Annotated in this window: 19 protein-coding genes; 18 read left to right on the forward strand and 1 reads right to left on the reverse strand. The window is 71.6% G+C overall.

Features of this window, described 5'->3' with window-relative positions; all coding sequences use genetic code 11:
• Positions 1 to 2 precede the first annotated feature (2 nt).
• The 10 genes from ACZ6Y1_RS28805 (at position 3) to nusB (ending at position 8,143) form a co-directional block, all read left to right on the forward strand.
• Positions 3 to 827: a shikimate dehydrogenase gene (locus ACZ6Y1_RS28805; protein WP_469636117.1), complete on the forward strand. Its 825-nt coding sequence runs from the start codon at positions 3 to 5 to the stop codon at positions 825 to 827.
• 34 nt (positions 828 to 861) lie between these two features.
• Positions 862 to 1,056 (forward strand): hypothetical protein, encoded by a 195-nt coding sequence (locus ACZ6Y1_RS28810; protein WP_469636120.1) that lies wholly within the window; start codon positions 862 to 864, stop codon positions 1,054 to 1,056.
• A gap of 132 nt (positions 1,057 to 1,188) precedes the next feature.
• Entirely contained in the window at positions 1,189 to 2,373 is a 1,185-nt protein-coding gene (gene aroC, locus ACZ6Y1_RS28815; protein WP_469636123.1) for a chorismate synthase, read from the forward strand.
• Positions 2,370 to 2,888, forward strand: coding sequence for a shikimate kinase (locus tag ACZ6Y1_RS28820; RefSeq protein WP_384748847.1), 519 nt, complete (start codon positions 2,370 to 2,372; stop codon positions 2,886 to 2,888). Before aroC ends, ACZ6Y1_RS28820 begins: the two co-directional genes overlap by 4 nt.
• The gene (aroB, locus tag ACZ6Y1_RS28825) at positions 2,885 to 3,976 is read left to right on the forward strand and encodes a 3-dehydroquinate synthase (RefSeq protein ID WP_469636127.1); all 1,092 of its coding nucleotides are present in this window, start codon (positions 2,885 to 2,887) and stop codon (positions 3,974 to 3,976) included. Before ACZ6Y1_RS28820 ends, aroB begins: the two co-directional genes overlap by 4 nt.
• Entirely contained in the window at positions 3,973 to 4,413 is a 441-nt protein-coding gene (gene aroQ, locus ACZ6Y1_RS28830) for a type II 3-dehydroquinate dehydratase (RefSeq protein WP_469636130.1), read from the forward strand. Before aroB ends, aroQ begins: the two co-directional genes overlap by 4 nt.
• A gap of 81 nt (positions 4,414 to 4,494) precedes the next feature.
• Entirely contained in the window at positions 4,495 to 5,325 is an 831-nt protein-coding gene (locus ACZ6Y1_RS28835; protein WP_469636132.1) for an AAA family ATPase, read from the forward strand.
• A gap of 651 nt (positions 5,326 to 5,976) precedes the next feature.
• Positions 5,977 to 7,083, forward strand: coding sequence for a M24 family metallopeptidase (locus ACZ6Y1_RS28840; RefSeq protein WP_469636135.1), 1,107 nt, complete (start codon positions 5,977 to 5,979; stop codon positions 7,081 to 7,083).
• Between the two features lie 59 nt (positions 7,084 to 7,142).
• A complete protein-coding gene (gene efp / locus ACZ6Y1_RS28845) occupies positions 7,143 to 7,709 on the forward strand; it encodes an elongation factor P (RefSeq protein WP_469636138.1) in 567 nt (188 codons plus the stop codon).
• A 2-nt stretch (positions 7,710 to 7,711) separates the two neighbouring features.
• The gene (nusB, locus tag ACZ6Y1_RS28850) at positions 7,712 to 8,143 is read left to right on the forward strand and encodes a transcription antitermination factor NusB (protein ID WP_384759241.1); all 432 of its coding nucleotides are present in this window, start codon (positions 7,712 to 7,714) and stop codon (positions 8,141 to 8,143) included.
• A gap of 181 nt (positions 8,144 to 8,324) precedes the next feature.
• Here the strand turns inward: nusB and bldD are convergent, their stop codons facing one another.
• The gene (bldD, locus tag ACZ6Y1_RS28855; protein WP_007263032.1) at positions 8,325 to 8,825 is read right to left on the reverse strand and encodes a transcriptional regulator BldD; all 501 of its coding nucleotides are present in this window, start codon (positions 8,823 to 8,825) and stop codon (positions 8,325 to 8,327) included.
• A 280-nt stretch (positions 8,826 to 9,105) separates the two neighbouring features.
• Between bldD and pyrR the strand changes: the two genes are divergently transcribed.
• The 8 genes from pyrR (at position 9,106) to pyrF (ending at position 19,153) form a co-directional block, all read left to right on the forward strand.
• On the forward strand, positions 9,106 to 9,678 hold the full coding sequence (gene pyrR, locus ACZ6Y1_RS28860) for a bifunctional pyr operon transcriptional regulator/uracil phosphoribosyltransferase PyrR (protein WP_469636143.1): 573 nt from the start codon (positions 9,106 to 9,108) through the stop codon (positions 9,676 to 9,678).
• Between the two features lie 141 nt (positions 9,679 to 9,819).
• Positions 9,820 to 10,809: an aspartate carbamoyltransferase catalytic subunit gene (locus ACZ6Y1_RS28865; protein ID WP_403876176.1), complete on the forward strand. Its 990-nt coding sequence runs from the start codon at positions 9,820 to 9,822 to the stop codon at positions 10,807 to 10,809.
• 2 nt (positions 10,810 to 10,811) lie between these two features.
• The gene (locus ACZ6Y1_RS28870) at positions 10,812 to 12,098 is read left to right on the forward strand and encodes a dihydroorotase (protein WP_469636146.1); all 1,287 of its coding nucleotides are present in this window, start codon (positions 10,812 to 10,814) and stop codon (positions 12,096 to 12,098) included.
• Positions 12,095 to 12,676: a PH-like domain-containing protein gene (locus ACZ6Y1_RS28875; RefSeq protein ID WP_469636150.1), complete on the forward strand. Its 582-nt coding sequence runs from the start codon at positions 12,095 to 12,097 to the stop codon at positions 12,674 to 12,676. The genes ACZ6Y1_RS28870 and ACZ6Y1_RS28875 overlap by 4 nt, the downstream gene beginning before the upstream one ends.
• Complete coding sequence (carA, locus tag ACZ6Y1_RS28880; protein ID WP_469636153.1) at positions 12,673 to 13,815, forward strand: glutamine-hydrolyzing carbamoyl-phosphate synthase small subunit; 1,143 nt, start codon at positions 12,673 to 12,675, stop codon at positions 13,813 to 13,815. Before ACZ6Y1_RS28875 ends, carA begins: the two co-directional genes overlap by 4 nt.
• Entirely contained in the window at positions 13,808 to 17,116 is a 3,309-nt protein-coding gene (carB, locus tag ACZ6Y1_RS28885) for a carbamoyl-phosphate synthase large subunit (protein ID WP_469636156.1), read from the forward strand. Before carA ends, carB begins: the two co-directional genes overlap by 8 nt.
• Positions 17,117 to 17,201: 85 nt before the next feature.
• A complete protein-coding gene (locus tag ACZ6Y1_RS28890) occupies positions 17,202 to 18,311 on the forward strand; it encodes a quinone-dependent dihydroorotate dehydrogenase (protein WP_469636159.1) in 1,110 nt (369 codons plus the stop codon).
• Complete coding sequence (pyrF, locus tag ACZ6Y1_RS28895; protein ID WP_469636162.1) at positions 18,308 to 19,153, forward strand: orotidine-5'-phosphate decarboxylase; 846 nt, start codon at positions 18,308 to 18,310, stop codon at positions 19,151 to 19,153. The genes ACZ6Y1_RS28890 and pyrF overlap by 4 nt, the downstream gene beginning before the upstream one ends.
• Positions 19,154 to 19,402: the final 249 nt, after the last annotated feature.

Below are 19,402 nucleotides of genomic sequence, written 5' to 3' on the forward strand. Positions count from 1 at the left end.
ACATGTCGCACATAAGGGCCGCGGTGCTGGGTTCGCCCATCGAGCACTCCCTCTCACCGGTGCTGCACCGCGCCGCCTACCAGGAGCTCGGCCTCGACGACTGGTCCTACGACCGCTTCGAGATCGACGAGGCCGCGCTCCCCGGGTTCGTCTCCGGACTCGGCCCCGAGTGGGCCGGGCTGTCGCTGACCATGCCGCTGAAGCGGGCGATCATCCCGCTCCTCGACGGGATCAGCGACACCGCCGCCTCCGTCGAGGCGGTCAACACGGTCGTCCTCACGAAGGACGGCCGCCGCCTCGGGGACAACACCGACATCCCCGGGATCGTCGCCGCGCTCCACGAGCGCGGCGTCGAGAAGGTCCCCTCGGCCGCCGTCCTCGGTGCCGGGGCCACCGCCTCCTCGGCGCTCGCCGCCCTCTCGCGGATCTGCACCGGCGAGGTCACGGCGTACGTCCGCTCCAGCGCCCGCGCCGACGAGATGCGCCGCTGGGGCGAGCGCCTCGGCGTCACCGTCCGCACGGCCGACTGGTCCGACGCCGCCGAGGCGCTGACGGCGCCGCTGGTGATCGCGACCACCCCCGCCGGTACGACGGACGCCCTGGCCGCGTCCGTGCCCGAAGGGGCGGGCACCCTCTTCGACGTCCTGTACGACCCCTGGCCCACCGCCCTCGCGGCCGCCTGGGACCGCCGCGGCGGCAAGGTCGTGGGAGGACTCGACCTGCTGGTCCACCAGGCCGTGCTCCAGGTCGAGCAGATGACCGGCCGCACCCCGGGCCCGCTCGCCGCCATGAGGGCCGCCGGAGAACGGGCGCTGGCCGCCCGTTAGGCTGCCCGCCTGCGTATTCGGTAACGGGGGCGGCATGGACGAGACGGGCGCTGGGCAACTGCTCGCGTCGAAGTGGGACGTCGTCCCCCGCCTGCTCGGCGGTCTGCTCAGAGTGGTGCTCGGCAGCCTCCCCGAGCCGGTCCAGGTGATCATCCTCGGAATCATCGGTTCCGCGGCCCTGTGGATGGCGGTCACGTGGCTCCGTGACCGCTTCACCCGGGCCGCCTGACGGACAAGGCGTCCGATTGCTGGACCGAGGCCCATCAAACCCCCTCGGACGTGGGAGGATCGGGTACGGCGGGTCAGGGCCGCGCACCCGATCGCGCCATCGCTGTACCAGGCGCGAGCATGAGGAGCATCGTTGAGCAGGTTGCGTTGGCTGACCGCCGGGGAGTCCCACGGACCGGCGCTGGTAGCGACGCTGGAGGGGCTTCCCGCCGGCGTTCCGGTCACCACTGAGCTGGTGGCCGACCACCTGGCCCGTCGCCGGCTCGGTTATGGGCGCGGCGCCCGCATGAAGTTCGAGCAGGACGAGATCACCTTCCTGGGCGGTGTGCGGCACGGGCTCTCGCTCGGTTCCCCCGTCGCGGTCATGGTCGGCAACAGCGAGTGGCCCAAGTGGGAGACGGTCATGTCGGCCGACCCGGTCGACCCCTCGCTGCTCAAGGACACCGGCCGCAACGCGGCGCTGACCCGCCCGCGGCCCGGCCACGCCGATCTCGCCGGCATGCAGAAGTACGGCTTCGACGAGGCCCGGCCGATCCTGGAGCGCGCCAGCGCCCGTGAGACGGCCGCCCGCGTCGCCCTCGGCGCGATCGCCCGGTCCTTCCTCAAGGAGGCCGCGGGCATCGAGATCGTCTCGCACGTGGTGGAACTGGCCTCGGCCAAGGCCCCGTACGGCGTCTACCCGACTCCCGCCGACGTCGAGAAGCTCGACGCCGACCCGGTGCGCTGCCTCGACGCCGACGCGAGCAAGGCGATGGTCGCCGAGATCGACCAGGCCCACAAGGACGGCGACACCCTCGGTGGCGTGGTCGAGGTCCTGGCCTACGGGGTGCCCGTCGGCCTCGGCTCGCACGTCCACTGGGACCGCCGCCTCGACGCCCGCCTCGCCGGCGCGCTCATGGGCATCCAGGCCATCAAGGGCGTCGAGGTCGGCGACGGCTTCGAGCTCGCCCGCGTGCCCGGCTCGAAGGCCCACGACGAGATCGTCTCCACCCCCGAGGGCCTCAAGCGGACCTCCGGCCGCGCCGGCGGCACCGAGGGCGGCCTGACCACCGGCGAGCTGCTGCGCGTCCGCGCCGCGATGAAGCCCATCGCGACCGTGCCCCGCGCACTGGCCACCGTGGACGTCGCCACCGGTGAGGCGGCCGTCGCCCACCACCAGCGCTCCGATGTGTGCGCCGTCCCCGCCGCCGGCATTGTCGCCGAGGCGATGGTCGCCCTGGTGCTGGCCGACGCCGTCGTCGAGAAGTTCGGCGGCGACTCGGTCCCCGAGACCCGGCGCAACGTGCGGGCGTACCTCGACAACCTGCAGATCCGGTGACGGGCGGACCGCTCGTCGTTCTCGTCGGCCCCATGGGCTCCGGCAAGTCCACCGTCGGCGGCCTGCTCGCCGAACGGCTCGGCGTCCCCTACCGGGACACCGACGCGGACATCGTCGCCGCCCAGGGCCGCGAGATCTCCGACATCTTCGTCGACGAGGGCGAGCCGTACTTCCGTGAGCTCGAGCGGGAGGCGGTCGCCGCCGCCCTCGCCGGGCACACTGGGGTGCTCGCCCTCGGCGGCGGCGCCGTGCTCGACGAGGGCACCCGCGCGCTGCTGTCCGGGCTGCCCGTCGTCTACCTGTCGATGGACGTCGAGGAGGCCGTGCGGCGCGTTGGCCTCGGCGCCGCGCGCCCGCTGCTCGCCGTCAACCCGCGCCGCCAGTGGCGCGAGCTGATGGAGGCCCGGCGCCACCTGTACACCGAAGTCGCGCGAGTCGTCGTGGCAACCGACGACCGCACCCCCGAAGAGGTCGCCCAGGCGGTCCTCGACGCTCTGGAGTTGAAGGACGTATGACGGACCAGGTGACGCGGATCCAGGTCGGCGCGAGCGCAGGCCACGACGCGTACGAGGTGCTGGTCGGGCACCAGCTGCTCGGCGAGCTCGGAGCCCTCGTCGGCACGAAGGCCCAGCGGGTCGCCGTGATCCACCCCGAGGCACTGGCCTCGACCGGCGAGGCGCTGCGCGACGACCTCGCCGAGCAGGGCTACGAGGCGATCGCCATCCAGGTGCCGAACGCCGAGGAGGCCAAGACCGCCGAGGTGGCCGCGTACTGCTGGAAGGCGCTCGGCCAGTCCGGTTTCACCCGCACCGACGTCATCGTCGGCGTCGGCGGGGGTGCCACCACCGACCTCGCGGGCTTCGTCGCGGCCACCTGGCTGCGCGGGGTGCGCTGGATCGCCGTGCCGACCACCGTCCTCGCGATGGTGGACGCCGCGGTCGGCGGCAAGACCGGCATCAACACCGCCGAGGGCAAGAACCTGGTGGGCTCCTTCCACCCGCCGGCCGGTGTGCTCTGCGACCTGGCGGCGCTGGAATCCCTGCCGGTCAACGACTACGTCAGCGGTCTCGCCGAGATCATCAAGGCCGGATTCATCTCCGACCCGAAGATCCTCGAACTGATCGAGGAGGACCCGCAGGCGGCCCGTACGCCCGCCGGTCCGCACACCTCCGAGCTGATCGTGCGGTCGATCCGGGTCAAGGCCGACGTGGTCTCCAGCGACCTCAAGGAATCGGGGCTGCGCGAGATCCTCAACTACGGCCACACCCTCGCGCACGCCATCGAGAAGAACGAGCGCTACAAGTGGCGGCACGGCGCGGCCGTCTCCGTCGGCATGGTCTTCGCCGCCGAGCTGGGCCGCCTCGCGGGCCGTCTCGACGACGCGACGGCGGACCGGCACAAGACGGTCCTCGCCTCGGTCGGCCTGCCGCTGACCTACCGCGGCGACCAGTGGCCCAAGCTGCTGCAGACCATGCAGGTCGACAAGAAGTCGCGCGGCAACCTGCTGCGCTTCATCGTCCTCGACGGGCTGGGCAAGCCGACCGTCCTGGAGGGCCCCGACCCGGCGCACCTGATCGCCGCGTACGGCGAGGTGTCCGCGTGAGCCGTCGCGTGTTCGTCCTGAACGGGCCGAACCTGGGCCGGCTCGGCTCCCGCGAGCCCGACGTGTACGGGGCCACCTCGTACGCGGGGCTGGTGGAGAGCTGCCGCTCGCTGGGCGAGGAGCTCGGCTTCGACGTCGAGGTCCGCGAGACCAACGACGAGGGCGAGATCGTACGGTGGCTCCACGAGGCGGCGGACGGCAAGATCCCGGTCGTGATCAACCCGGGTGCCTTCACGCACTACTCGTACGCCATGCGGGACGCGGCGGCGCAGCGGACCGCGCCGCTGATCGAGGTGCACATCTCGAACCCGTACGCCCGTGAGGAGTTCCGGCACACCTCGGTCATCGCGGCCGTGGCGACCGGTACGGTGGCGGGCTTCGGCCTCGGTTCGTACCGGCTGGCACTGCGCGCGCTGGCGGAGGAAGTCACGCTCTGAGGGTGCGAGTGGGAGGCCCGGCCTCCGCCGTCATATAACGTTCTCGCATCAGTCGCCTGAAACGAGACGGAGTGGCAGCGGATGCACCAGGGAACGGGCGGCGGCGCGGGCTGGGGGCAGGCGGGGCACCACCCGCCGACGCCTCCGCAGCCCCCGATACCTCCGTCGCAAGGCTGGCCGGGCCCGCCCCCGGGCCTTCCGCCGCACCCGGCGCACCCGGCGCACCCGGGCCAGCACCCGCCGGTCCCGGGCGCGCCCCCGCAGGGACCGCCCTCGCAGGTACCGCCGCCCTCGCAGGTACCGCCGTCGTCGGCCGTGCCGGAGGCGACCGGGCACATCCCGCTCCCGCCGGCCGTGCCGAGCACCGGCGGGGCCGTCCTCGCCGTGCTGCTGATCGGCCCGGCGGGCGCGGGCAAGACCACCGTGGCCCGGCACTGGGCGAGCACCCGGCCCGTGCCGACCGCCCACGTCAGCCTCGACGACGTCCGCGAATGGGTGTGCTCGGGCTTCGCCGATCCGCAGGCGGGCTGGAACGAGCACTCCGAGGCCCAGTACCGGCTGGCCCGCCGCACCTGCGGCTTCGCCGCCCGCAACTACCTGGCCAACGGGATCTCCTGCATCCTCGACGACGCCGTCTTCCCCGACCGGCCCGTGGTCGGCCTGGGTGGCTGGAAGCGGCACGTGGGACCGGCGCTGCTGCCCGTCGTCCTCCTGCCCGGTCTGGAGATCGTCCTGGAACGCAACGCGGCCCGTTCCGGCAACCGGCGCCTCTCGGACGAGGAGGTCGCCCGCATCCACGGGCGGATGGCGGGCTGGTACGGCTCGGGCCTGCCGATCATCGACAACTCGCACCTGGACGTCGAGGGCACGGCCCGCGCCCTCGACGAGGCGCTGGCGCGGGCGCTGGCCTAGCGCCCACCCCCGCCCCTGCGCCGGCGCCCCCCAGCCCGACGGGCCCGGGCCCGCCTCCAGCGCCTCCATGGCGGACGGGGCCGCGCCCGCCTCGGCGGTGCCTCCAGGCCCGGCGGGGCCGGGCCCGCCGGGACGGTGCCTCCAGGCCCGGCGGGGCCGGGTCCGCCTCCGGCGGCGCCTCAAACGCCGGCGGGGCTGGATTCGGCCGGCCTCGGCCTGCAAAGCGCTCCACCCCGTTCCGACCAGCCTGACGGGCTGGAACGCCCGCAGGGCAGTTCCAGCCCCCGGTGTTCGGGGCGCCGCCGAGGCAGTCCAGTCGCCCCAGGTGTTCGGGGCGCCGCCGAGGCAGTCCAGTCGCCCCCGGTGTTCGGGGCGCCGCCGAGGCAGTCCAGTCGCCCCCGGTGTTCGGGGCGCCGCCGAGGCAGACCAGCCCCGCCGGCGTTTGAGGCGCCGCCGGAGGCAGACCAGCCCGGCCGGTGTTTGAGGCGCCGCCGAGGCAAACCAGCCCCGCCGGCGTTTGAGGCGCGGGGGCGCGGGGCCGGAGTCCCCGGAACGGGGTCGGACAGTGCGGCGGCTGCGGGGCGGCGGGGGCCGGCGCGGACGGACGCGCTCACCAGGCCGGATGCGCCGGGCGCTCGTAGGCTCGAAGACATGTCAGACGTGTACGCCGCACGCCGCGGCCTGCTCCGTGACCGCTGCGCCGCCGCGGGGAACGCCGCCGCGCTGATCACGCGTCCGGCGAACGTCCGCTACCTCGCCGGGGCGTCCCCGCAGGGCGCCGTGCTGCTCGTAGGGCCGGTCGAGGACGTGCTGTTCTGCGCTTCCCCGCCCACCGGTGAGGCCGACGAGGGCCGCGTCGACGAGGGCCTCCGGCTGTCCGTCCTGACGGGCCCCGGCGGGGACCCGGCCGTGGCCGCCGCGGACATGGCGGCGGCCGCCCGCGCCGACTCCCTCGCGGTGGAGGAGCACCACCTCACCGTCGGCCGCCACCGCGCCCTGCGCTCCGTCGCGCCGAGACTGCGGCTCGCCGACCTCGGGACGGCCGTGGAGCAGCAGCGCCTCGTCAAGGACGAGGAGGAGATCACCTGCCTGCGGATCGCCGCCGAGATCGCCGACCAGGCCCTCGGGGAGCTGCTGGAGTCCATCCTGGTCGGCCGCACCGAACGCCACCTCGCCCTGGAGCTGGAGCGGCGCCTCGTCGACCACGGGGCCGACGGCCCCGCCTTCCGGACCTCCGTGGGCACCGGGCCGCACTCCGGCCGGTCCCGGCACCGCCCCTCCGACCGCAGGGTCGAGGAGGGCGACTTCCTCTCCGTCTGCCTCGGCGCCAACTACCGCGGCTACCGGTGCGAGATCGGCCGTACCTTCGTGATCGGCACCACCCCCGCCGACTGGCAGATCGAGCTGTACGACCTCGTCTTCAGGGCCCAGCGGGCCGGACGCGAGGCCCTGCTGCCCGGGGCCGCCTACCGCGACGTGGATCACGCCGCGCGCTCCGTACTGGACTCCGCCGGGTACGGGGAAGCCCTCGCTCCGTGGACCGGACACGGTGTCGGCCTCGAAATCGACGAGGACCCGCAGCTTGCACCTACGGCAATGGGTAAACTGGACGCTTGCGTGCCGGTCACCGTCGAACCGGGGGTTCACCTCCCGGGCCGGGGAGGTGTCCGGATCGATGACACGCTCGTCGTACGCCCCGAGGCGGACGGCGGTCCCGAGCTACTCACCATTACGACCAAGGAGCTGCTCGCGCTCTAGCCCGCACCGCCGGGTAGTGCGCGCCTCCCTGGTCTTCCAGTGCAGGAGATTCCGCAACCGTGGCTTCCACGAACGACCTCAAGAACGGCATGGTGCTCAAGCTCGACGGTGACCAGCTCTGGTCCGTCGTCGAGTTCCAGCACGTCAAGCCCGGCAAGGGCCCGGCCTTCGTGCGCACCAAGCTCAAGCACGTGCTCTCCGGCAAGGTCGTCGACAAGACGTTCAACGCCGGCACGAAGGTCGAGACGGCCACCATCGACCGCCGCGACATGCAGTTCTCTTACATGGACGGCGACTACTTCGTCTTCATGGACATGCAGACCTACGACCAGCTGATGGTCGACCGCAAGGCAGTCGGCGACGCCGCCAACTTCCTCATCGAGGGCTTCACCGCCTCCGTCGCGCAGCACGAGGGCGAGGTGCTCTACGTCGAGCTCCCGGCCGCGGTCGAGCTGACCATCGAGCACACCGACCCGGGCGTCCAGGGCGACCGCTCCACCGGCGGCACCAAGCCGGCCCGCCTGGAGACCGGCCACGAGATCCAGGTCCCGCTCTTCGTCACCACCGGCGAGAAGATCAAGGTCGACACCCGCACCAGCGCCTACCTCGGCCGGGTGAACGGCTAACCGTGGCTGCCCGGAGCAACGCGCGCAAGCGCGCTTTCCAGATCCTGTTCGAGGCCGACCAGCGCGGGGTGCCCGTGCGCGAGGTCCTCGCGGACTGGATCCGCCACTCGCGGTCGGACGACCGGCAGCCGCCGGTCAGCGCCTTCACGATGGATCTCGTCGAGGGTTACGCCGACAAGGTGAACCGCATCGACGATCTGATCGTCACCTACGCCGTCGACTGGGAGCTCGACCGCATGCCGGTCGCCGACCGGAACATCCTGCGGCTCGGTGCCTACGAGCTGATCTGGGTGGACGACACCCCGGACGCCGTGGCCATCGACGAGGCCGTCCAGCTGGCCAAGGAATTCTCGACGGACGACTCCCCGGCGTTCGTCAACGGGCTGCTGGCCCGGTTCAAGGACCTGAAGCCGAGCCTGCGCCGGGGCGAGTAGCCTCGGACGGGTCCATTCGGATCGAGCGGAGGGGCCGCAGCGAAAGCTGCGGCCCCTCCGCTTTTTCGCGGCGGGCGCGGAGGCCGTGCCATGGAAGAGCGCGCCACGAAAAAGGCGGGTGCCGGGAGCCTCTCGGACTCCCGGCACCCGCCGGTAAACGTTTCTTCTGGGACTGCCCGGACTAGATGTCCTCGTGTGCCACCGCACGACGGGCATCCGCGTCCAGGACGCCCCAGCTGATCAGCTGCTCGGTCAGGACCGAGGGGGACTGGTCGTAGATGACGGCCAGCGTGCGCAGGTCGTCCTGGCGGATCGACAGCACCTTGCCGTTGTAGTCACCGCGCTGGCTCTGGATCGTGGCCGCGTAACGCTGGAGCGGGCCGGCCTTCTCGGCGGGCACGCCCGCCAGGCGCTCCAGGTCCAGACGCAGCTTCGGCGGCGGCTCGGCGGCCCCGCCGGGAGTGGTGCCGGGCAGCAGCTCCTGCACCGGAACCCCGTAGAAGTCCGCCAGCTCTGCGAGGCGCTGGACGGTCACGGCGCGGTCCCCGCGCTCGTAGGACCCGACCACCACGGCCTTCCACCGGCCCTGCGACTTCTCCTCGACACCGTGGAGGGAGAGGCCCTGCTGGGTGCGGATGGCGCGGAGCTTGGCCCCGAGCTGTTTGGCGTATTCGCTGGACATAACGCTCCCGGACGCTGTGACGCTGTGACGATATGGACAACGTGCCCACGTGCGGCTCCGCCGCGCGGTTGGTAACTCACTGTGAGGTTACGCAGCGTTACTTGGGTGCGTCAAGCCGAATGGTCGGCATCGCCCCCTTAAGAGGGGCCCCAGGAGCCCCGTGCGCGCCCCCGCGTCCCAGCCCGGTGCCCGTTCGGCTCCGAGCCCCTGGTACCGTGTGAGGCGTACATCAGACGTCCTTTAAGGTCCGTCCCGTGAGGCGGAGAAGGAGGTCCTTTTCATGGACGCTCAGAACACTGACGTCATGCGCCCCGTGCTGGAGGCGCAGGACATCGCCCGGGTCCTGACCCGTATCGCCCACGAGATCGTCGAACGCGCCAAGGGCGCCGGCGACGTGGTGCTCCTCGGCATCCCCACCCGCGGTGTCTTCCTCGCCCGCCGGCTGGCCGCCAAGCTCGAAGAGATCACCGGTGCCAAGATCCCGGTCGGCTCCCTCGACATCACGATGTACCGCGACGACCTGCGGCTGAAGCCCGCCCGCGCGATCGGCCGCACCGAGATCCCCGGCGACGACATCGACGGCCGTCTCGTCATCCTCGTAGACGACGTGCTCTTCTCCGGCCGCACCATCCGCGCCGCCCTCGACGCCCTCGGCGACCTCGGCCGCCCCCGCGCCGTACAGCTCGCCGTCCTCGTCGACCGCGGCCACCGCGAACTCCCGATCCGCGCCGACTACGTCGGCAAGAACCTCCCCACGTCGCTGCGGGAGATCGTCAAGGTCCAGCTCCAGGAGGAGGACGGCCGTGACGCCGTGCTGCTCGGCCAGCGGACCGCCCAGGCAGCCGGGCACTGAGTCCGTACGAGCGGACGGGCCCCGGCCGGGGCCCGCGCCGCACCCTGCCTTGCCCACCGCGCTGACCCCGCGCTGTCCACCGGGATCCTCCGGACCCGGCCAGCCGGCCAGCCCGCCCTCCTGACCTACGGAGCCATCCAGATGAAGCGCCATCTCATCTCGGCCGCCGATCTCACGCGCGACGACGCCGTCCTGATCCTCGACACCGCCGAGGAGATGGCCCGCGTCGCCGACCGGCCGATAAAGAAGCTGCCCACCCTGCGCGGCCTGACCGTCGTCAACCTCTTCTTCGAGGACTCGACGCGCACCCGGATCTCCTTCGAGGCGGCCGCCAAGCGGCTGTCCGCCGACGTCATCAACTTCTCCGCGAAGGGTTCCTCGGTTTCCAAGGGCGAATCCCTCAAGGACACCGCCCTGACCCTGGAGGCCATGGGCGCCGACGCGGTCGTCATCCGCCACCACGCCTCCGGCGCGCCCTACCGGCTCGCCACCTCCGGCTGGATCGACTCCGCCGTGATCAACGCCGGCGACGGCACCCACGAGCACCCCACCCAGGCCCTGCTGGACGCCTTCACCATGCGGCGCCGCCTCGTCGGCCGCGACGCCGGGCTCGGCAAGGACCTGAACGGCCGCCGGATCACCATCGTCGGCGACGTCCTGCACAGCCGCGTGGCCCGCTCCAACGTCCAGCTGCTGCACACCCTCGGCGCCGAGGTCACCGTCGTGGCCCCGCCGACCCTGGTCCCGATCGGCGTCGAGAGCTGGCCCTGCGAGGTCTCGTACAACCTCGACGACGTGCTGCCGAAGTCCGACGCTGTGATGATGCTGCGTGTGCAGCGCGAACGCATGAACGCCGCCTTCTTCCCGACCGAGCGCGAGTACTCCCGCCGGTACGGGCTCGACGGCGACCGCATGGCGAAGATGCCCGAGCACGCCATCGTGATGCACCCCGGCCCGATGAACCGCGGCATGGAGATCACCGCCGAGGTCGCCGACTCCGACCGCTGCACGGCCGTCGAGCAGGTCGCCAACGGCGTCTCCACCCGGATGGCAGTCCTGTACCTGCTGCTCGGAGGCTCCGAGCCCGCCGTCACCACCACCAGCACGCCCCGCATCGAGGAGAGCAAGTAAAGATGAGCAAGATCCTGATCCGTGGCGCGAAGGTACTCGGCGGCGAGACGCAGGACGTCCTGATCGACGGCGAGACCATCGCCGAGGTCGGCACGGACCTGTCCGCGGAGGGCGCCCAGGTCATCGAGGCGGAGGGCCAGGTCCTCCTCCCCGGTCTCGTCGACCTGCACACCCACCTGCGCGAGCCCGGCCGTGAGGACTCCGAGACCGTCCTGACCGGCACCCGCGCCGCCGCGAGCGGCGGCTACACGGCCGTCTTCGCCATGGCGAACACCTTCCCCGTCGCCGACACCGCCGGTGTCGTCGAGCAGGTCTGGCGCCTGGGCAAGGAGTCCGGCTACTGCGACGTGCAGCCCATCGGCGCCGTCACCGTCGGCCTGGAGGGCAAGCAGCTCTCCGAGCTGGGCGCCATGCACGACTCCGCCGCCCGCGTCACCGTCTTCTCCGACGACGGCAAGTGCGTGGACGACGCCGTGATCATGCGCCGCGCGCTGGAGTACGTGAAGGCCTTCGGCGGCGTCGTCGCCCAGCACGCCCAGGAGCCCCGCCTCACCGAGGGCGCCCAGATGAACGAGGGCGTCGTCTCCGCCGAGCTGGGACTGGGCGGCTGGCCGGCCGTCGCCGAGGAGTCGATCATCGCCCGCGACGTCCTGCTCGCCGAGCACGTCGGCTCCCGCGTCCACATCTGCCACCTCTCCACCGCCGGCTCCGTCGAGATCGTCCGCTGGGCCAAGTCCCGCGGCATCGACGTCACCGCCGAGGTCACCCCGCACCACCTCCTCCTCACCGACGAGCTCGTGCGCTCGTACAACGCGGTCTACAAGGTCAACCCGCCGCTGCGCACCGAGAAGGACGTCCTGGCCCTGCGCGAGGCGCTCGCCGACGGCACGATCGACATCGTCGCCACCGACCACGCCCCGCACCCGCACGAGGACAAGGACTGCGAGTGGGCCGCCGCCGCCATGGGAATGGTGGGCCTGGAGACCGCGCTCTCCGTCGTCCAGCAGACGATGGTGGAGACCGGACTGCTCGACTGGGCGGGCGTCGCCGAGCGCATGTCCTTCGCCCCGGCCCGGATCGGCGGCCTGGAGAACCACGGCCGTCCCGTCTCGGCAGGTGAACCCGCGAACCTGACCTTGGTCGATACCTCGTACCGTGGTGTCGTGGACCCCGCACACTTCGCCTCCCGCAGCCGCAACACGCCTTACGAGGGCCGTGAGCTGCCGGGTCGCGTCACTCACACCTTCCTGCGGGGCCGGGCAACGGTCGTGGACGGGACGCTGGCGTGACACCTGCAGTAATCCAACTGGCCGCCGAGGCCGCCGAACGGCAGTCCGCGGAGGTGACCAGCTTCGGCGCCCGCATGGCGTGGGTCGTCGGCCTGGCCGTCTTCGTCGCCTTCGTCTACTGGCTGATGCGGCAAGGCTGGAAATGGCGAGGAGCCCTGCAGAACGACCTGCCGGAGCTCCCCGCCGCCCCCGACGGTCTTCCCGCGCACCGGCTGGCCCTGACCGGCCGGTACCACGGGTCCACCACCGCCGGACAGTGGCTCGACCGGATCGTCGCCCACGGCCTGGGTGTCCGCAGCCGGGTGGAGCTCACGCTCACCGACGCGGGCCTCGACGTGGTCCGACCGGGTGCCAACGACTTCTTCGTACCGGCCGCGCAGCTGCGCGGCGCCCGCCTCGACAAGGGAATCGCGGGCAAGGTACTCACCGAGGGCGGACTGCTCGTCGTCACCTGGGCGCACGGCGACAAGCTGATCGACTCCGGATTCCGCTCCGACCGCGCGGCCGAACACGCGGCCTGGGTCGAAGCCATCAATGACATGAACCAATCCATCACGACGGAAGGCGCCGAACGATGACGACCTCCACCAGGGGAGCAGACAAAACTCCCGCCGTACTCGTCCTGGAGGACGGTCGGATCTTCCGGGGCCGCGCCTACGGCGCTCACGGCGAGACCTTCGGTGAGGCCGTGTTCTCCACCGGCATGACCGGCTACCAGGAGACCCTCACCGACCCGTCGTACCACCGGCAGGTCGTCGTGATGACGGCGCCGCACGTGGGCAACACCGGTGTCAACGACGAGGACCCCGAGTCCTCCCGCATCTGGGTGTCCGGCTACGTCGTGCGCGACCCCGCACGCGTCCCCTCCAACTGGCGCTCCCGGCGCTCGCTGGACGAGGAGCTCGTCCACCAGGGCGTCGTCGGCATCTGCGGCGTCGACACCCGGGCGCTCACCCGCCACCTGCGCGAGCGCGGCGCCATGCGCGTCGGCATCTTCTCCGGAAACGCCGTCGCCGACGACGGCACGCTCCTCGCGAAGGTCCGCCAGGCCCCCGAGATGAAGGGCGCGAACCTCTCCGCCGAGGTCGCCACCAAGGAGGCCTACGTCGTCCCCGCCATCGGTGAGAAGAAGTTCACCGTGGCCGCCGTCGACCTGGGCATCAAGGGCATGACCCCGCACCGGATGGCCGAGCGCGGCATCGAGGTCCACGTGCTGCCCGCCACCGCCACCGTCGAGGACGTGTACGCGGTGAACCCGGACGGCGTGTTCTTCTCCAACGGCCCGGGCGACCCGGCCACCGCCGAGCACGCGGTCTCCGTCATGCAGGGCGTCCTCGCCCGCAGGACCCCGCTCTTCGGCATCTGCTTCGGCAACCAGATCCTGGGCCGCGCGCTGGGCTTCGGCACCTACAAGCTGAAGTACGGCCACCGCGGCATCAACCAGCCGGTGCAGGACCGCACCACGGGCAAGGTCGAGATCACCGCGCACAACCACGGCTTCGCCGTCGACGCGCCCCTCGACAAGGTCTCCGAGACCGCCTACGGCCGCGCCGAGGTCTCCCACGTCTGCCTGAACGACAACGTCGTGGAAGGCCTCCAGCTGCTCGACCAGCCGGCCTTCTCCGTTCAGTACCACCCCGAGGCCGCCGCCGGACCGCACGACGCCGCGTACCTCTTCGACCGCTTCACCGCCCTGATGGAGGCCGATCGTGCCTAAGCGCACCGATATCCAGTCCGTCCTGGTCATCGGCTCCGGCCCGATCGTCATCGGCCAGGCCGCCGAGTTCGACTACTCCGGCACCCAGGCCTGCCGCGTCCTCAAGGCCGAGGGCCTGCGCGTCATCCTGGTGAACTCCAACCCGGCGACGATCATGACCGACCCGGAGATCGCCGACGCCACGTACGTCGAGCCGATCACCCCCGAGTTCGTCGAGAAGATCATCGCGAAGGAGCGCCCCGACGCGCTGCTGCCGACCCTCGGCGGCCAGACCGCGCTCAACACCGCCATCTCCATGCACGAGCAGGGTGTGCTGGAGAAGTACGGCGTCGAGCTCATCGGCGCCAACGTCGAGGCCATCAACAAGGGCGAGGACCGCGACCTCTTCAAGGGCGTCGTCGAGGCCGTCAAGGCCAAGATCGGCTACGGCGAGTCCGCCCGCTCGGTCATCTGCCACTCGATGGACGACGTCATCAAGGGCGTAGACACCCTCGGCGGCTACCCCGTCGTCGTGCGCCCCTCCTTCACCATGGGCGGCGCCGGCTCCGGCTTCGCCCACGACGAGGAAGAGCTGCGCCGCATCGCCGGCCAGGGACTGACGCTCTCCCCGACCACCGAGGTGCTCCTGGAGGAGTCCATCCTCGGCTGGAAGGAGTACGAGCTGGAGCTGATGCGCGACACCAAGGACAACGTGGTCGTCGTCTGCTCCATCGAGAACTTCGACCCGATGGGCGTCCACACCGGTGACTCGATCACCGTCGCCCCGGCGATGACCCTCACAGACCGCGAGTACCAGCGGCTGCGCGACATCGGCATCGCGATCATCCGCGAGGTCGGCGTCGACACCGGCGGCTGCAACATCCAGTTCGCGATCGACCCGGTCGACGGCCGCGTCATCGTCATCGAGATGAACCCGCGCGTCTCCCGCTCCTCGGCGCTCGCTTCGAAGGCCACCGGCTTCCCGATTGCCAAGATCGCCGCCAAGCTGGCCATCGGCTACACGCTCGACGAGGTCCCCAACGACATCACCGAGAAGACGCCGGCCTCCTTCGAGCCGACCCTCGACTACGTCGTCGTCAAGGCCCCGCGCTTCGCCTTCGAGAAGTTCCCGGCCGCCGACGCCACCCTCACCACCACCATGAAGTCCGTGGGCGAGGCCATGGCCATCGGCCGCAACTTCACCGAGGCCCTCCAGAAGGCCCTGCGCTCCCTGGAGAAGAAGGGCTCGCAGTTCACCTTCGTCGGCCCCGTCGGCGACAAGGCGGAGCTCCTGGCCACCGCCGTCCGCCCGACCGACGGCCGCATCAACACCGTCATGCAGGCCATCCGCGCCGGCGCCACCCCGGAAGAGGTCTTCGAGTCCACGAAGATCGACCCCTGGTTCGTCGACCAGCTCTTCCTGATCAAGGAGATCGCCGACGAGCTGGCCGCCGCCGAAAAGCTCTACCCCGAGCTGCTCGCCGACGCCAAGCGGCACGGCTTCTCCGACGCCCAGATCGCCGAGATCCGCGGCCTGCGCGAGGACGTCGTCCGCGAGGTCCGCCACGCGCTGGGCATCCGCCCGGTCTACAAGACGGTCGACACCTGCGCCGCCGAGTTCGCCGCGAAGACCCCGTACTTCTACTCGTCCTACGACGAGGAGTCCGAGGTCGCCCCGCGCGAGAAGCCCGCGGTGATCATCCTGGGCTCCGGCCCGAACCGCATCGGCCAGGGCATCGAGTTCGACTACTCCTGCGTCCACGCCTCCTTCGCGCTCAGCGACGCGGGCTACGAGACCGTGATGGTCAACTGCAACCCGGAGACCGTCTCCACCGACTACGACACCTCCGACCGCCTGTACTTCGAGCCGCTCACGCTCGAGGACGTGCTGGAGATCGTCCACGCCGAGTCCCTCGCGGGCCCGATCGCGGGCGTCGTCGTCCAGCTCGGCGGCCAGACCCCGCTGGGTCTCGCCCAGGCCCTCAAGGACAACGGCGTCCCCGTCGTCGGCACCTCCCCGGAGGCGATCCACGCCGCCGAGGACCGCGGCGCCTTCGGCCAGGTCCTCGCCGACGCCGGCCTGCCGGCCCCCAAGCACGGCACCGCCACCACCTTCGCCGGCGCCAAGGCGATCGCCGACGAGATCGGCTACCCGGTCCTCGTCCGCCCGTCCTACGTGCTCGGCGGCCGCGGCATGGAGATCGTTTACGACGAGACCCGCCTGGAGTCGTACATCGCCGAGTCCACCGAGATCAGCCCCACCCGGCCGGTCCTGGTCGACCGCTTCCTCGACGACGCCATCGAGATCGACGTCGACGCCCTCTACGACGGCCACGAGCTCTACCTCGGCGGCGTCATGGAGCACATCGAGGAAGCCGGCATCCACTCCGGCGACTCGGCCTGCGCCCTGCCCCCGATCACCCTCGGCGGCTACGACATCAAGCGGCTGCGCGCCTCCACCGAGGCCATCGCCAAGGGCGTCGGCGTCCGCGGCCTGATCAACATCCAGTTCGCGATGGCGGGTGACATCCTCTACGTCCTGGAGGCCAACCCGCGCGCCTCCCGGACCGTCCCCTTCACCTCGAAGGCGACCGCGGTCCCGCTCGCGAAGGCCGCCGCCCGCATCTCGCTCGGCACCACCATCGCCGAGCTGCGCGCCGAGGGCCTGCTGCCGAAGACCGGCGACGGCGGCACCCTGCCGATCGACGCGCCGATCTCCGTCAAGGAGGCCGTCATGCCGTGGTCGCGCTTCCGCGACATCCACGGCCGCGGCGTGGACACCGTCCTCGGCCCGGAGATGCGCTCCACCGGCGAGGTCATGGGCATCGACGCCGTCTTCGGCACCGCCTACGCCAAGTCCCAGGCCGGCGCCTACGGCCCGCTGCCCACCAAGGGCCGCGCGTTCATCTCCGTCGCCAACCGCGACAAGCGCTCGATGATCTTCCCGGCGCGCGAGCTCGTCGCCCACGGCTTCGAGCTGCTCGCCACCTCCGGCACCGCCGAGGTGCTGCGCCGCAACGGCATCAACGCCACCGTGGTGCGCAAGCTCAGCGAGGGCGAGGGCCCGAACGGCGAGAAGACCATCGTCCAGCTCATCCACGACGGCCAGGTCGACCTGATCGTCAACACCCCGTACGGCACCGGCGGCCGCCTCGACGGCTACGAGATCCGCACGGCGGCCGTGGCGCGCAGCGTCCCGTGCCTGACCACGGTCCAGGCGCTCGCCGCGGCCGTGCAGGGCATCGACGCGCTCAACCACGGCGACGTGGGCGTCCGCTCGCTCCAGGAGCACGCGGAGCACCTGACCGCGGCCCGCGACTAGCAGCCCGTACCAGGGAGGGGGACACCGGATTCGCGACAGCGACGGGTGTCCCCCTTCCCATGAGCGCAGAGGGATTTCTCGGACGATGTACAAACTGTTCTTCAACCTGGTCTTCAAGCGGATGGACCCGGAGCGGGCCCACTACATGGCCTTCCGCTGGATCCGCCTCGCAGCCCGCATCCCGGGCCTGCGCACCTTCGTCGCGGCCGCCCTTGCGCCCCGCTACGAGGAGCTGCGCACCGAGGCCCTCGGCCTGCGGATGCACGGCCCCTTCGGCCTCGCGGCCGGCTTCGACAAGAACGCCGTCGCCATCGACGGCATGTCCATGCTCGGCTTCGACCACGTCGAGATCGGCACCGTCACCGCCCAGGCCCAGCCCGGCAACCCGAAGAAGCGCCTCTTCCGGCTCGTGCCGGACCGCGCGCTGATCAACCGGATGGGCTTCAACAACGAGGGCTCGGCGGCCGTCGCGCAGCGCCTGGCGGCCCGTACGCCCGTCTTCAGGACCGTCGTGGGCGTCAACATCGGCAAGACCAAGGTCGTCCCCGAGGAGGAGGCCGTCGGCGACTACGTGACCTCCACCGAGCGCCTGGCCCGGCACGCCGACTACCTCGTCGTGAACGTCTCCTCGCCCAACACGCCCGGCCTGCGCAACCTCCAGGCGACCGAGTCGCTGCGCCCGCTGCTGACCGCCGTACGGGAGGCGGCGGACCGGGTCGTCACGGACCGACGGGTCCCGCTGCTGGTCAAGATCGCCCCGGACCTTGCGGACGAGGACGTCGACGCCGTCGCCGACCTGGCCCTGGAGCTCGGTCTGGACGGCATCATCGCCACCAACACCACCATCGCCCGCGAGGGCCTCGGGCTGAAGTCCTCGCCGTCCCTGGTGAAGGAGACCGGCGGCCTGTCCGGCGCCCCCGTCAAGGAACGCTCCCTGGAGGTCCTGAGGCGCCTGTACGCCCGCGTGGGGGACCGGATCGTACTGGTGGGCGTCGGGGGCATCGAGAACGCCGAGGACGCCTGGCAGCGCATCCTGGCGGGCGCCACCCTGATCCAGGGCTACAGCGCCTTCATCTACGAGGGCCCGTTCTACGCCCGCGCCATCCACAAGGGCCTGGCCGCGCGCCTGGCCGCCAGCCCGTACGCGACGCTCGCCGAAGCGGTGGGCGCGGAGACCCGAAAGGCCGCGAAGTGAGCCCTGTGACCCCCTTCGGCACCCGCCTCCGCCAGGCGATGGACACCCGCGGCCCGCTGTGCGTGGGCATCGACCCGCACGCCGCGCTGCTGGAGCAGTGGGGCCTGGGCGACGACATCGCGGGCCTGGAGCGGTTCTCCCGCACGGTCGTCGAGGCCCTGGCGGACTCGGTGGCCGTGTTCAAGCCGCAGGCGGCCTTCTTCGAGCGGTTCGGCTCGCGGGGCGTCGCGGTGCTGGAGAAGACCGTGGCCGACGCCCGCGCGGCCGGCACGCTGGTCGTCATGGACGCCAAGCGGGGCGACATCGGCTCGACCATGGCGGCGTACGCCTCCGCCTTCCTGGACCCGGCCTCGCCGCTCTTCTCGGACGCGCTGACGGTCTCCCCGTACCTGGGCTACGGCTCGCTCCGGCCCGCGGTGGAGCTGGCGCGGACGTCCGGGGCGGGCCTGTTCGTCCTGGCCCTGACCTCGAACCCGGAAGGGGCCGAGGTCCAGCGGGCGGTGCGCGAGGACGGCCGTTCCGTCGGCGCGACGATGCTGGCGCACCTGGCGGCGGAGAACGCGGGCGCGGAACCGATGGGCTCCTTCGGAGCGGTCGTGGGCGCCACGCTGGGGGACCTGTCCTCCTTCGACCTGGACATCAACGGGCCGCTGCTGGCTCCGGGCCTGGGCGCGCAGGGCGCGACCGCGGCGGACCTTCCGAAGGTCTTCGGCGCGGCCGTGCGCAACGTCGTGCCGAACGTGTCGCGGGGCGTTCTCAAGCACGGACCGGACGTGGCCGCCCTCCGCGCGAGCGCGGCCGCCTTCGCGGACGAGATCCGCGAGGCCGTGGCCGGCGCCTGAGGTCCCGGCGAGGGCCCGGCGGCGGGGCCCGTCGTACGTCCTGACGAAAATCGAACGGTCTTCATCGGACAAAACCGGGGTGTTATGTCCTTGATGTACGGTTCAGTGGAGGCTGACCAGGACTTTTCGTCCGTTCTCGCTGACTCAGGCGGCCTTGGCCGCTAGTCTCCGAGCAGAGTGAACGTGCAGCGAACGAGTAATACCGCTGTTCGGGAGCTCGCCTGGTGTGGTGCCCTCGGGTAACCCACT

This window comes from Streptomyces sp. NPDC053432 (assembly GCF_055585365.1).